This window comes from Synechococcus sp. W55.2, from assembly GCF_047461635.1.
Lineage (GTDB): Bacteria > Cyanobacteriota > Cyanobacteriia > Thermostichales > Thermostichaceae > Thermostichus.
Genome location: NZ_JANSHM010000003.1, coordinates 22466 through 35445 on the forward strand (window position 1 = coordinate 22466; position 12980 = coordinate 35445).

Genomic DNA, 12980 nt, shown 5'->3' on the forward strand with positions numbered 1-12980 from the left:
GCCAGTCAACCTTGATCCCCGTGCAGCCTACCTTTTGACCGGCAGCTAAGGCGGATTCTACTCGAAGTGCCTCAATTGGCAACCGCCTGCAACCCAATGGAGGGCCAACATGACAAAGGATCTCGCCGCCGACTAGGATCAGGATGCTCTGCTTGGGAGCCTTCAGCCTGTGAGTGTTTGTGTTCGCCTTGCCCCCAGTCCAACTGGAAATCTGCACATCGGCACCGCCCGGACGGCAGTGTTCAACTGGCTGTATGCCCGTCGCCACGGTGGCCGGTTCATTTTGCGCATTGAGGACACCGATCGCGATCGCTCTTTGCCCCGTTACACCCGCAATATTTTGGCAGGCCTGGCCTGGTTGGGTCTGGACTGGGATGAAGGGCCGATCTACCAATCCAAGCGCATCGAGCGCTACCAAGCAGTGGTGCAGCAGCTTCTAGATCAAGGGCTGGCCTACCGCTGCTACGTCAGCGAGGCAGAGCTGGAGGAGATGCGCGCTGCCCAGAAGGCTGCCGGCAAAGCCCCCCGCTACGACAACCGCCACCGCTTTCTCACCGAAGCCCAGCGACGAGCCTACGAAGCCGAGGGGCGGCAGCCAGTGATCCGCTTCAAAATCGAGGAGCCCCTAGAGGTGTCTTGGGTGGATCTCATCCGCGGCCCCATTACCTGGAACACCCAGGATTTGGGAGGAGACATGGTCATTGCCCGAGCGGATGGCTACCCTCTCTACAACTTGGCGGTGGTGGTGGATGATATTGACATGGGCATCACCCATGTGATTCGCGGCGAAGATCACATCGGCAATACCCCCAAGCAGATTTTGCTCTACCGTGCTCTTGGCTACGAACCTCCCCAGTTCGCCCATTCTCCTTTAATCCTGAACCCGGAAGGGAAAAAGCTCTCCAAACGGGATGGGGCAACTTCGGTGACGGAGTTCCAGCAGCTGGGCTTTTTGCCAGAAGCTCTCAAGAACTATTTGGCCTTGCTCAGTTGGTCTCCTCCAGATGGGGAAGAGCTTTTCTCTCTGGAAAAGGCGGCTGCGCTGTTCGACTTTGACCGGGTTAACCGTGCGGCTGCCCGCTTTGACTGGGACAAGCTCAACTGGATCAACAGCCAGTACATCAAGCGGCTTTCCCCGCCAGAACTGGTGGAGCGGCTCACCCCCTTTTGGCAGGCGGCAGGGTTTGACCTTTCCGGAGTGCCGGATCCCACCTGGTTAGAAGATGTGGCCCGCCTGATTGCCGATGGTATCGACCGCCTGGCAGAGGCTCCTCCGCTCAGCCGCTTTTTGTTTCAGGAGCCCCTCAGCTACACGTTGCCAGCTCTGGAACAGTTGCGCCTGCCTGGGGTGGCAGAGGCTATGGCTGCAATGGCCACCACGTTGGCTGCTGCCGAGCTGCCTCAGGTTAACGACTCCGTCCCGCTGACGCGAATGGTGGACAGCTTGAAGCCGCTGGTGGATCAGGTGGCCAAAGCCCAGAACATGAAAAAGGGCCTGCTGATGAAGAGTTTGCGGGCTGCCCTGACAGGAGATCTAGAGGGGCCGGATTTGCTGCAATCTTTTGCGCTTCTGCAGCGGCGGGGCTGGGCCTTGGGGCGGTTAGAGGCTGTGCAGAAGTTGGTTTCTTGTTGATGGAAGTTTATCTCTTGCTGTTAAGCCTTCGGTTGCCTCTGTAGAAAGTGCTCCGCACCGCTGCCGCGATGGGATCCCATGCTGCTAGGCCAGCTACAGGCTGCAAACCAAATTGTCCAAGAACTGGTGCTGCTCTCTTCTCAGTTGTCTTCCCCATCCTCTTCGGACTCTGTAGAGACGAGGGAGCCGGAGCAGTGTGTGCTCAAGTTGGCCCAGACCTTGGTACGGCAGATGGTGGATCGTCTGGGTGCAGCCTCAGCTCGCCTTTGGTTTTTCGACCCGCAGGAAGGATGTTTTCAGTCGGTGGCCCATGCCGGCCTGCTCAGTCTTGCTCATGACCAAATTCAGCGGATCTACCCTGACGACAGCCCTTTGGGACGGGTGGCCCAGGAGGGTCTGCCGCTTTTGAGCAACAATCCCGCCCAAGAAGCCTGGATGCCCGCCCCGGAGTGGGTGAAGGCCAATGGCTTGCGAGGCTTTGTTGCCTACCCGATTAACCGGGGGGAGGAGCGGCTGGGGGCTTTGGCTCTGCTGAGCCGGACACCTCTGGAAGCCAGCTTTCTGATTGTCAAACACGCGGGGGCACGGCGCATCGATCTCATCATTCAGCCCAAGGTTCAACAGGACGCCGGTTCCTCTATCAACCCTCAGGCTCCCTACACCCACTTGGAGCTGAAGATCATCGACGATGGCTGCGGTATGCCGGAGTCCAAGAGCGGGGCGGATCCCGCCCAGCCGTCTGGCCATGGACACGGGTTGCTCAACATGCGCTACCGAGCCGAGTTGATCGGGGCAAGCATTGCTTGGCGTAATCGCCGCTTTGGCAGTGGCACAGTTGTAGAGCTGCGAGTCCCTCTGCCGCCGAGTCCCCGATCTTGCGGCTAGCCCCCCCTTTTCTGAGGTAGCAGACGCAGCATTTTCAGTCTCAACCTGTTCTATAGTCGTTTAAGCTCAAGGGTTCCCGGTTCTCTAACCTGTCTGGTGGAGGGATCCTCTCACGCTGGCAAGGCGGAGTTTTTGCGCTGTCGTTAACACTGCGAGGAGAAGCATCTGTGGCCTATCGTGTGACTTTGATCCCTGGGGATGGCATCGGCCCGGAAGTGGCCAAGGCGATGACCACGGTCTTGGAGGCTACTGGGGTTCGGTTCGAATGGATCCCGGTAGAAGCAGGAGTGGAGGTGATCGAGAAATACGGCACCCCCTTGCCGCCCCAGGTGTTGGAGTCCATTCGGGAAACCAAAGTGGCGATCAAAGGGCCGATTGGCACTCCCGTAGGTACTGGCTTTCGTTCGGTCAACGTAGCCATTCGCAAGGAGCTGGATCTCTACGCCAATCTGCGCCCGGCCAAATCCATGCTCGGTGTCAAAAGCCCTTTTCAAGACATTGACCTAGTGGTGGTGCGGGAAAATACTGAAGATCTCTATGCCGGGATCGAGTTTGAACGGGGCACGCCGGAAGCCATCCAAGCGCGGGAGGAAATGATGCGCCTCTCCGGCAAACCCATCCGCGAGGGATCCGCCATTGGCATCAAGCCCATTTCGGACTTCGGCAGCCGCCGCATTGTCAAATTTGCCTTTGAGTACGCCCGCCAGAATGGCCGCAAGAAGGTGACGGCAGTTCACAAAGCCAACATCATGAAGTTCACCGATGGCTTGTTTCTGCAGGTGGCACGGGAGGTGGCCCAGGAGTACCCCGACATCGAGTTTGAAGATCGCATCGTGGACAACATGTGCATGCAACTGATGCAAAAGCCGCAGCTCTACGATGTGCTGGTGCTCACCAACCTCTATGGGGACATCATTTCCGACTTGTGCGCGGGGATGATCGGCGGGCTGGGGGTGGCGCCAGGAGCCAACATTGGCGATGGGATTGCGGTTTTTGAGGCCATTCACGGCTCTGCTCCCAAGTACGCTGGCCAAAACAAAGTCAACCCCTGCGCTCTGATCCTCTCCGGGGCAATGATGCTGCGCTACCTGGGAGAACGGGAGGCTGCCGCCAGGGTGGAGGCGGCGGTGCAGGCGGTGATTGCTGAAGGCAAGCAGCTCACCTACGACCTGGCTACCGGGGATCCCGTCGGCACTCAGGAGATGGCAGAGGCCATTGCTGCCCGCGTGCGGGAGATGGCTCCGCAGTAGGGTTTGGCGTCAAATGTTCTAATCCCAGGCTCCTCAAAAGGGAGGGACTGGGGGCCTCAGTACCCCAAAGCCAGATCCACCACCCCTAGCAAGGGATCCCCGGCCCGGAAGCGCCGCACATTTTCTCGCACCCGCTTAGAGAGGGCTGGGACAATCATGGCATCGGTAAGAGCAGTGTGGGGGGTAATCAGGCAATTGGGCAAGCTCCAGAGGGGATGCCCATCCGGTAGGGGCTCGGGATCCGTAACATCCAAGGCGGCCCCGCGAATGACCCCCTGCTGCAGGGCGGCCACCAAGTCGGAGGTCACGATGTGCTTGCCTCGCGCCACATTCACCAGCCAGCACTGGGATCCCATCTGCTCCAACTCAGCTTGGGCGATGATCCCCTCGGTTTCCGGCGTGAGGGCCAAAGCCAGGATCACCACATCTGCCCCTGCCAACACCGTTTGCCGTTCCGCGAGCGTCACCACCCGTGTGGCACCCGGCAAGGGATCCGCCTTGCGACGCACCACGTCGATGGAGCACTGAAAAGGCTGCAACAGCTTGATCAACTCTTGGGCGATGCCCCCGGCCCCGAAAATGACCACACGGCTACCCCAGAGGCTGGTACCGGAGCCCTCCTGCCAAGTTTGGGCCAAGGCGCGGATCTTCAAGTCGCGCAAGCCGGCCAAGGTCAGGGCCAAGGCATGTTCCGCCACTGGCTGGGCATAGACCCCCTTGCCACAAGTCCACACATAGGCAGGATGCAAAACCCCTGCCCGAACAAAGGGTTCCACCCCTGCCCAGGGCAGCTGCACCCAGCGGATCCCTTTCCCTTCCGCCAGACAACGCTTCAGGCCGGGCACATCAAAGGCATCGGCCCAGACCAAGGCTTCTGCTTCTGCCAGGGGCACAATTTCGCCACCCCCTGCCAAAACAGCCTCTTTGAGCCAGGGGCGAAGATGGCCGGGTTCGACGGCAATGCGTTTGCCTTGGATGCCCATAGGAACCGTTGGATAAGGCTTTCCCCTTGCCAGGATACTGTCGGCAGAGCGAGAGATGGCATGCACGGGCAGCCGCAAAAACCGGTGATCGAGTGTTAAGGGATCCCAAAGGGATCCTGGGCCACTTCCATAGGATCGCTAGGGTGAAAATTAGGGCTGCTGTGTTGGCTCAATCCTTAAGTAGGTAGCATTCCCCAATGACCCTATCCGAACTGCTGATCTTGGTGACGCTGCTCTTTCCCGGGATCCTGTTGTCGCTCATTGTGATGGGAACCTTTGCCGCAGGGGGATAATCATCTCCCGATGACAACGGTGAAGCCCTAAAGACGTGAAGACATGTCCAAAACCAAGCTGAGCGCCTGGGTCATGGGCTGGGGGTTAGCCTGCACTGCTGCTCTCTTTTTGCCCAGCGTGGCTGCTCAAGCTCAGGTGACCCTCGGTGTGCAGCCGGTGCGGGTGGTGCAAGGGATCCCTTTGTACCGGAAGGAGGTTTGGGTTGGAGACAATCGGATCCCAGTTTCTATCGTGGTCATTTCTCTCGCAGCGGGCCAACTGCGGCCTATCTGGGCTGCACCTGCGGGGCTGGTGGGTCTGGGGGAGCTGTCTTCCTTTGGCCCCGAACAGGGAGCAGTAGCCGCCATTAACGGTGGGTTTTTCAACCGCAACACCCGTCAGCCGCTGGGGGCAATTCGTCGGGATGGCCGTTGGATCTCCAGCCCCATTTTGGGTCGTGGGGTCATCGCCTGGTCGGATGGGACGGCAGGGCAAGAAGGGGGATCCGTGCGCTTTGCCCGTTTGCGGATGCAAGCAGAGCTGCGCAATGCCATTGGGGATCAAATCCCAGTGGTGGGCATCAATACAGGCTATATCCTGCCTGGCATCTCCCAGTTCACCCCCGACTGGGGATCCACCTACACCACCCAAACGGACGACGAAATGCTCGTGATGGTGCGGCAGGATCAGGTGCAAGAAATTCTGGTGGCGGGCCTGGCCGGCAGTTTAACGGTACAGATTCCCAGTGAGGGGTATGTATTGGCAGGGCGGGGGCTAGAAGGTGCCCTAGAAGCCCGCAAGCTGGTTCCCGGGGATCGCCTCAGCCTTCATCTGCGCTTGGATCCGCCTGAGCTGGAAGCTTATCCCCACATCCTAGGGGCAGGGCCGCTCTTGCTCTTGGATGGGCAGGTGGTTTTGGATGCCCGATTGGAGGGATTTCAGCCTCTCTTTCGCCGGCAGCGAGCCGCCCGCAGTGCCATCGGCCAACTGGACAGCGGACATTTGCTGCTGGTTACCGCCGGCAATGCCCAGGAAAATCAAGGGCTCACCCCGCTGGAGATGGCACAGTTGATGCAGCAATTGGGCTGTCGCCATGCCTTGAACTTGGATGGGGGCAATGCATCCACCTTGGTGCTGGGGGGAGAAGCCGTCAATTTGGAACACCGACACCCAGAAGCCAGCCCACCCAACAGTGAGACGGATCCCAGTCCCTCCCGGCGGCGCACACCCCGAGTTCACAATGGCCTAGGGTTTTTCCCAAGCCCAAGTCGGTGACAGAAAACTTTTGTGCCGGCGGGATGGAGTCTTTTCCCTTTGATCCAGGGATCGAGGGTGGGATCCCCGGACTTTCTGGCTGATTGGATGAGGGGTCAAGTATTCTCCAGGATTGGATCTACCTTCTCAACAAAAATCTCTCCTCGCCAGAGGAAGGACTCGGCTTTGATTGCGCAATGGGATCCCGGCAATCTCAGCACCCAAAGCCCCAGAGCTTTTTCAGGTCAATTTTAAGTGGGATCCAAACTGAACGCCCAATGCTCATTTCTCATAACAGAAATAGAGATTAAATTAAGTAGAAAACATTGGCCTTGAGACCGGTAAGAAAAATGATCAAAGAGGCGATCTCTTGAAGAAGACGACCTCAGAGTATAAAAGGCACGCAATTCTTTACGCTTCTGCTAAATCAGATTCTGGTTTTCAAAAAAGTATTGTCAATAATCCATTTTTTGACGAAGATGATTGACGAATTTATATTTCTTCACTCTCGAGGTTAGAAATTAACTCCTTGGACTTTTGGTTACAATTCTCTCTACTACGAATGTTCGCTAATGTGTAGGCCTACCCGGCTCCCGACCAAATGTATAGTTATTTTAAAAATGACTATCTCTCCTGGTGGACAAGGCTTTTGCGGTAGGTTGACCCTTGCTCCTCTCTCGTGGGTGGGCTGCTGGTACTGGCATTCCTGTTTGTGAGAGTTAATCTTATTTGGAAGAAATTGATCTTTTTCTCAAATTTTTATAGAGCACCTCTATACTCAAGTGAGATAGCCCTGCACACAAGCTTCTGGGCTAGGCCTGAAATTTTATTGAGATCCCCTGTCAAAGCTTTTCAGGTATTGCCTCTTGTGCCGAAAAGCTAGGATGGGCAAGGATTGTATTTTCTATTACTCTATTGGGGATGATTTGTATGCCAGCTAGAAGCAGAACCGACTCATTGACGGATACGCACAGGTGGTGTTTCATGGAATCCATAGCCGACGCTCTCCACCACTTGTAGGCCCTATAACCTAGGGCCGTGTTCTCTAGCCTGCTCGCGAGATAGAACGTGGTTTGCACTGCTTCTCCAAATCCTATGCCTTCCTCCAAGGATGCCGCTCCTGTAGCCCGCGCCAAACAGCCTGCGCCTCAAGCCAGCCCTGCTGCCGGCGAGCTTTTCCTTCAGCAGAATGGATCCCTCTCCGCCCAGTTGGTTCCCCAGGGATCCCTGCAGCTTTACACCCACCCCAGCCGGGGCATGTTTACGCCCGTCATGGCTCAGGCGATGCGCTTGGCAGGCCAGGGAACGCGGGTGCTGATCGTGCAATTTCTCAAGGGTGGGATCAATCAGGGGCCCGAAAATCGTCTCTCCCTGGGCAGATCCTTGGAGTGGGTTCGTTGTCGCCTGCACCGCTGCATCGATACACCTCACCTAGAGCCTGAGGAGCGGGTGGCATTGGATGAGCTGTGGCAATTCACCCAGGAGGCTGTCAGGAGTGGCCGCTATGACTTGGTGGTGTTGGATGAGCTGAGCTTGGCTGTGAAGTTGGGCCTGATCTCAGAAGCTGAAGTGCTGAGCTTAATCGACCAACGCCCCATCTCCATGGACATGGTGATCACCGGGCCGGAGATGCCGGATTCGTTTCTGGAGCGGGCGGACTTGATCACGCAGCTGCGCCTACGTGGCATCCCAGGCCCAGGGCTCCGCACTGCCGATGGGAATGTTGCCTGCTCTCTGGATCCCCCTCAATTCAACGGCACAAGTGCTATGCCTACAGCAGCCCATGTTGCTCCGCACCGCTAGCGCAAACAGTTTCCGCTCCGAAAGACCTAGGCAACACGGGTCGCGTCAGGGGGGCGGAGTCCCAATAAGACTGGAGCTTGTCCACCAGATGTGCCCTCACTCTCCAGGAAGCCGGCTGTAGCCATGTTGAAAAACGACCGCTGGATCTGTGAGCAAGCGCGGCGAGGGATGATTGAGCCCTTCTGTCCTGAGCTGGTGCGCGCTGTTGAGTCTCGGCCTGTTTTGAGTTACGGGCTGTCCTCCTACGGCTACGACATCCGCCTGTCGCCGGTGGAGTTCAAGATCTTTCGCCATGTGCCCGGCACAGTGGTGGATCCCAAACGGTTTAACCCCAAGAATCTGGAAGCGGTGGAGCTGCACCACGACGAGATGGGGGATTACTTTATCATCCCGGCCCATTCCTATGGGTTGGGGGTGTCCTTGGAACGGCTGCAAGTCCCGGATAACATTACCGTGATCTGCATTGGCAAATCTTCCTATGCCAGGGTGGGTCTGATTGCCAACCTGACGCCGGCTGAAGCGGGATGGCGGGGCTATCTCACTCTGGAGTTTTCCAACGCCTCCAGCGCCGACTGCCGTGTGTACGCCAACGAAGGGGTGGTCCAGCTTCTGTTTCTGGAAGGGGATCCCTGCCAAGTGACCTACGCCGACCGCGCCGGCAAGTATCAGGATCAGCCGCAGCAGGTGGTGGTGGCCAGGGTTTAGCTGCTTCCCTCAAAAGGGAGAGGGTTGGCGGGATCCGGTTGGCTATGCTGGATCCACGTAGAACCCCATCTTGATTCATCTCCATGCCTGACTCTTTTTCGCCTGCTGCCGCTCCCCCCGGTGAGGCTGAGCCTTTGGGCGATAGGGAGTCCAATCCCGATCTGCTTACAGCTTCCTACGATTACACTCTCCCTCCAGACCAGATTGCGCAAACGCCGGTGGAGCCCAGGGATCAGGCGCGGATGCTGGTGGTGTACCCGGATAGGCACGAGCATCGCCGCTTCTGCCATCTGCCTGACTACCTGCAGGAAGGGGATCTGCTGGTTCTCAACGATACCAAGGTGATCCCGGCCCGCCTGTTCGGGGCTAAGGAACCCTCTGGGGCGCGGGTCGAAGTGTTGCTGCTGGAGCCTTGCCTGGAAGGGATCCCTGCCGCCGCCCAACCTCTGCCGGATCAGGCGTGGAGCTGGCGGGTTTTGGTCAGGCCGGGCAAACGGGTGAAGGTGGGGGATCGGATTGGTTTTTGGAGCAAGCAGGGATCCCCCTCTGGGCTGAGGGCCACCGTTCTGGCTTTGGATCTGGAAACCGGCGGGCGAGTGGTGCAGTTTGAGTGGGAAGGGGCGCAACCTTTTGAGGAAATCCTGGAACAGGTGGGCCGGATCCCGCTTCCTCCCTACATCAAGGCTTCCGGATCCCCGGGCTCAGGACAAGTTCGCCCTCAAGACTACCAAACCCTCTGGGCCAAACACCCCGGCTCGGTGGCTGCTCCCACGGCAGGGCTGCACTTTACCCAGGAGCTGCTGGAGCGGCTGGCCCAAAAAGGGATCCAAACCGCCTACATCACCCTGAACATCGGCCTGGGTACCTTCCGACCGGTGGAGGCGGAGCGGGTAACCGAACATCGTCTCCACAGCGAGTGGCTCAAGGTGCCGGCAACAACGGTAGCAGCCATCCAAAAAGCCCAAGCCCGAGGGGGGCGGGTGATCGCGGTGGGAACGACTGTGGTGCGCTCTTTGGAAACCGCGGCAGCCTCTGGCACCTTGCAGCCTTGGCAGGGGAAAAGCGATCTATTCATCTACCCCGGCTACTCCTGGCGGGTGATTCAAGGACTGGTCACCAATTTTCATCTGCCCCGCTCCAGCCTGATGATGCTGGTGGCTGCGCTGATCGGGCGGCAAAGGCTGCTGGATCTCTACCGAGAGGCCGTCGACCAGGGGTATCGCTTCTATTCCTTTGGGGATGGCATGCTGATCCTGCCCTAGGGCTGGGGCTGACCTCCCTGGGATCCCTTGAAGGAACCGGCCTCCGCTTCTGCTTCAACTGGGGTCGAAGGACGGTTTTGCCCGCCGGCAAACCAGTTCCGGATGCGATCCCATTCCACCTGATGGTAGCCGTCCACCGCCCAATTGGCCCGCCGCTGCAGCATGTGCAGAGGAAAGAAGGTGGCCAGAGCCAGCACCGGGATCCCTGCCGAACGGGCTGCCTGAATGCCGGGGTAGGTGGCCTCAATGCTCAAGCACTCCTGGGCAGGCAATTCCATCCGCTGCAAAAGCAGGCGGTGCAAGTGTCCTGGGGAAAGCATTGGGCCTGCATCATCCCCCGTCACTCGGTAGGATCCCCCATCGGTCAACTGTATCAGGGCCGGGCAACAGGACTGGAAACGCTCCAGAAAAGCGGTCACCTCGGCTGCCCCTTGGCCACACAGCAGGCCGACCTTCAGTTGCAGCCGCTCCAGCGTCTCCAAAGTTTCCGCCAAACCGGGAATGAGAGGCAATTCCCTCTGCCCCTGCAAAGCCTGTCGGTAGTATAGGGCCTTGCGTTTCAGCAGCTCTTCCAGTTGTTTGGGGCTGAGCACCCGCCCTTGATCCCCCCACAGAGCCGGCAGGCGCTCTCGATCCGGTCGGCCCAGGTATTGCAGCCGGTAAAGCTCCCGCTGCCCAGGGGATCCCGACTTCGGCCAGCACAGGTTCCAGGGGCGCAGGTTCTCTTCCACCAGCAGTTGGTTGATGGCCTGTAGGTGCAAGTTCTCGTCATCGGCCACCACTCCACTCCAGCTCAAGATCACCCCTTGCAGTCCCATAGGGGGGACATCACCCTCTGCTAACGACCGCAACCCAACTGCCGGATCCCTGCTTCAGATCACAGCAGATGGCTTGTCTATCCATTTTGAACGCGACGCTCGAACTCTTCCCGAGTGGCGTCCACCAATTGCACCGCCTCTGGATAGAGTTCAGGATGGTTTTGCTTCAGCCAACTGAGCACCCGCGCCAATTGAGCTGCACACAGATCCAAATCCGCTTGAAAAATAACCGCCGCCGCCATGTGCTGAGCATATTCGGGCGGGTGACCCTGCTGCGCCAGCTCCGCCGTCAAAGCGGCCAAGGCTTGTTGACGAACTGAGGGCGACGAACTTTCGGGAGAAGACATAGGCCAAGCCCTTCAAGCGGGAGAGTAGCGGCGCAAGGCCAGCGTGACGTTGTGCCCACCAAACCCAAAGGCATTCACCAAAGCGGCCTCAACAGCCATCTGCCGCCCCTTGTGGGGGACAAAATCCAGCCCTTCGCACTCGGGATCGGGGTTGTCCAAGTTGAGGGTGGGAGGAACCCAGCCGTGGTGGATGGCCAAAGCTGTGGCCACCGTGGCAATGCCGCCCGCTCCCCCCAACAGGTGGCCGGTCATGGACTTGGTGGCGCTGATGGCCAAACGGGGGGCATGCTCGCCAAAGACCGACTTGATGGCCTGGACCTCGGCGATATCCCCTACAGGGGTGCTGGTGGCATGGGCATTGATGTGTTGCACATCCCCAGGCTGAAGCCCGGCATCCTTGAGGGCCAGCCGCATCGCCCGGGCCGCTCCCTCGCCGCCGGGGGCAGGGTTGGTCATGTGGTGGGCATCGCAGGTGAGGCCATAGCCGACTATCTCCGCATAGATCTTGGCCCCGCGGGCGCGGGCGTGCTCCAACTCCTCCAGCACCAGGATCCCTGCTCCTTCCCCCATGACAAAGCCATCCCGATCCCGATCGAAGGGCCTACAGGCTTGCTCCGGGGCGTCGTTGCGGGTGGAAAGGGCCTTCATGGCACTGAACCCCGCCATGGACAAAGGGGTAACCGCCGCTTCCGTGCCACCTGTAATCGCCGCTTGCACCTCTCCCCTCTGGATGAGCCGAAAGGCATCGCCAATGGCGTTGGAGCCAGAGGCACAGGCCGTAACTGTGCAGGAATTGGGGCCTTTGGCGCCAAAATGAATGGCCAGGTGACCCGCAGCCATGTTGGCAATCATCATGGGCACCATGAAGGGGCTACAGCGATCCGGCCCTTTCTGCAGATAGATGGTCTGCTGCTCTTCCAAGACGCGGATGCCGCCGATGCCGGTGCCCAAGATCACCCCCACTTGCTCAGCGTTGAGAGCGGTGATGCGAAAGTCAGCGTCCTCCAAGGCTTGCCGGGTGGCCGCCATCGCCAGGTGCACAAAGCGGTCGGTGCGCTTGACATCCTTGCGATCCAAGTAGTCGAGGGGATCAAATCCCTTCACCTCTCCGGCAATACGGCAATCGTGGCGGGAGGCATCAAAATGGGTAATCGGCCCAATGCCGCAGCGCCCTGCCAGCAAGCTCTGCCAAAACTCGGCAGGAGAGTTGCCAATGGGGGTGACCGCGCCCAGCCCCGTAATCACAACGCGGCGGGTTGGCCTGAGAGCAGTGGCGGGATCTGTGGTAGCCATCGTCCGGTGTTAGCCCGGGGGTATAGAGTCAGAACTGGGGGCAGACTAGGCAGCTTTCTTCGAGAGGATGTAGTTGACAGCGTCTTGCACGGTGGCGATCCTTTCTGCATCTTCATCGGGGATCTCCAGGTCGAATTCCTCTTCAAAAGCCATGACCAGCTCCACCGTATCAAGGCTGTCGGCCCCCAGGTCGTTCTGGAAATTGGCTTCTGGGGTCACTTTGTCATCTTCCACGCCCAGTTGATCGGACACGATCTTACGAACACGGCTGTAAACTTCGTCTGCGCTCATGCTTGGAATCCCAACTCTCGATTCAGCGTGTCTTGGCCGGGCCAACCAGCGGCCAATGAAGCAATCCCTATTGTATCGGACAATGGATCCCCTCTTGTGAGCAGCCTCACCTGCATTGGCTGCTGCGGCCAGGGTATGGGAATTGGGCGGCAGCCTTTTCGGTTGTGGGAAAGAAAAGCTAGT

The 12980-nt window shown here is 58.8% G+C and carries 12 protein-coding genes; 7 read left to right on the top strand and 5 right to left on the bottom strand.

What is annotated here, in order from left to right; genetic code table 11:
* Positions 1-169 precede the first annotated feature (169 nt).
* The 3 genes from gltX to NW828_RS01270 all read left to right on the top strand — a co-directional run bounded on the left by gltX (position 170) and on the right by NW828_RS01270 (position 3768).
* The gene (gene gltX, locus NW828_RS01260) at positions 170-1633 is read left to right on the top strand and encodes a glutamate--tRNA ligase (protein ID WP_414380947.1); all 1464 of its coding nucleotides are present in this window, start codon (positions 170-172) and stop codon (positions 1631-1633) included.
* Between the two features lie 78 nt (positions 1634-1711).
* Entirely contained in the window at positions 1712-2518 is an 807-nt protein-coding gene (locus NW828_RS01265) for a GAF domain-containing sensor histidine kinase (protein WP_414380948.1), read from the top strand.
* A gap of 167 nt (positions 2519-2685) precedes the next feature.
* Entirely contained in the window at positions 2686-3768 is a 1083-nt protein-coding gene (locus NW828_RS01270; protein ID WP_414380949.1) for an isocitrate/isopropylmalate dehydrogenase family protein, read from the top strand.
* A 56-nt stretch (positions 3769-3824) separates the two neighbouring features.
* Here the strand turns inward: NW828_RS01270 and NW828_RS01275 are convergent, their stop codons facing one another.
* On the bottom strand, positions 3825-4751 hold the full coding sequence (locus NW828_RS01275; RefSeq protein WP_414380950.1) for a D-isomer specific 2-hydroxyacid dehydrogenase family protein: 927 nt from the start codon (positions 4749-4751) through the stop codon (positions 3825-3827).
* A gap of 336 nt (positions 4752-5087) precedes the next feature.
* Here NW828_RS01275 and NW828_RS01280 point away from each other — a divergent pair, with 336 nt between their 5' ends.
* From NW828_RS01280 to queA, 4 genes are all read left to right on the top strand, one after another.
* Positions 5088-6299, top strand: a complete 1212-nt coding sequence (locus tag NW828_RS01280) for a phosphodiester glycosidase family protein (RefSeq protein WP_414380951.1) — start codon at positions 5088-5090, stop codon at positions 6297-6299.
* A gap of 1074 nt (positions 6300-7373) precedes the next feature.
* On the top strand, positions 7374-8081 hold the full coding sequence (locus tag NW828_RS01285) for a cob(I)yrinic acid a,c-diamide adenosyltransferase (protein WP_414380952.1): 708 nt from the start codon (positions 7374-7376) through the stop codon (positions 8079-8081).
* Positions 8082-8204: 123 nt separating this feature from the next.
* Entirely contained in the window at positions 8205-8786 is a 582-nt protein-coding gene (gene dcd, locus NW828_RS01290; protein ID WP_414344682.1) for a dCTP deaminase, read from the top strand.
* 83 nt (positions 8787-8869) lie between these two features.
* On the top strand, positions 8870-10048 hold the full coding sequence (queA, locus tag NW828_RS01295) for a tRNA preQ1(34) S-adenosylmethionine ribosyltransferase-isomerase QueA (protein ID WP_414380953.1): 1179 nt from the start codon (positions 8870-8872) through the stop codon (positions 10046-10048).
* Here the strand turns inward: queA and NW828_RS01300 are convergent.
* The 4 genes from NW828_RS01300 to NW828_RS01315 form a co-directional block, all read right to left on the bottom strand.
* The gene (locus tag NW828_RS01300; RefSeq protein WP_414380954.1) at positions 10045-10866 is read right to left on the bottom strand and encodes an HAD family hydrolase; all 822 of its coding nucleotides are present in this window, start codon (positions 10864-10866) and stop codon (positions 10045-10047) included. The genes queA and NW828_RS01300 overlap by 4 nt on opposite strands.
* 77 nt (positions 10867-10943) lie before the next feature.
* Complete coding sequence (locus tag NW828_RS01305) at positions 10944-11213, bottom strand: hypothetical protein (protein WP_414380955.1); 270 nt, start codon at positions 11211-11213, stop codon at positions 10944-10946.
* Between the two features lie 12 nt (positions 11214-11225).
* On the bottom strand, positions 11226-12506 hold the full coding sequence (fabF, locus tag NW828_RS01310; protein WP_414380956.1) for a beta-ketoacyl-ACP synthase II: 1281 nt from the start codon (positions 12504-12506) through the stop codon (positions 11226-11228).
* A gap of 45 nt (positions 12507-12551) precedes the next feature.
* A complete protein-coding gene (locus tag NW828_RS01315) occupies positions 12552-12797 on the bottom strand; it encodes an acyl carrier protein (protein WP_414343279.1) in 246 nt (81 codons plus the stop codon).
* Positions 12798-12980 lie beyond the last annotated feature (183 nt).

Excerpts from the sequence above, each read along its gene's own strand:
- NW828_RS01315 (WP_414343279.1), bottom strand. The coding sequence starts at position 12,797 with ATGAGCGCAGACGAAGTTTACAGCCGTGTTCGTAAGATCGTGTCCGAT.
- NW828_RS01305 (WP_414380955.1), bottom strand. The coding sequence starts at position 11,213 with ATGTCTTCTCCCGAAAGTTCGTCGCCCTCAGTTCGTCAACAAGCCTTG.
- NW828_RS01300 (WP_414380954.1), bottom strand. The coding sequence starts at position 10,866 with ATGGGACTGCAAGGGGTGATCTTGAGCTGGAGTGGAGTGGTGGCCGAT.
- NW828_RS01280 (WP_414380951.1), top strand. The coding sequence starts at position 5,088 with ATGTCCAAAACCAAGCTGAGCGCCTGGGTCATGGGCTGGGGGTTAGCC.
- queA (WP_414380953.1), top strand. The coding sequence starts at position 8,870 with ATGCCTGACTCTTTTTCGCCTGCTGCCGCTCCCCCCGGTGAGGCTGAG.
- dcd (WP_414344682.1), top strand. The coding sequence starts at position 8,205 with ATGTTGAAAAACGACCGCTGGATCTGTGAGCAAGCGCGGCGAGGGATG.
- NW828_RS01265 (WP_414380948.1), top strand. The coding sequence starts at position 1,712 with ATGCTGCTAGGCCAGCTACAGGCTGCAAACCAAATTGTCCAAGAACTG.
- fabF (WP_414380956.1), bottom strand. The coding sequence starts at position 12,506 with ATGGCTACCACAGATCCCGCCACTGCTCTCAGGCCAACCCGCCGCGTT.
- NW828_RS01275 (WP_414380950.1), bottom strand. The coding sequence starts at position 4,751 with ATGGGCATCCAAGGCAAACGCATTGCCGTCGAACCCGGCCATCTTCGC.
- NW828_RS01285 (WP_414380952.1), top strand. The coding sequence starts at position 7,374 with ATGCCTTCCTCCAAGGATGCCGCTCCTGTAGCCCGCGCCAAACAGCCT.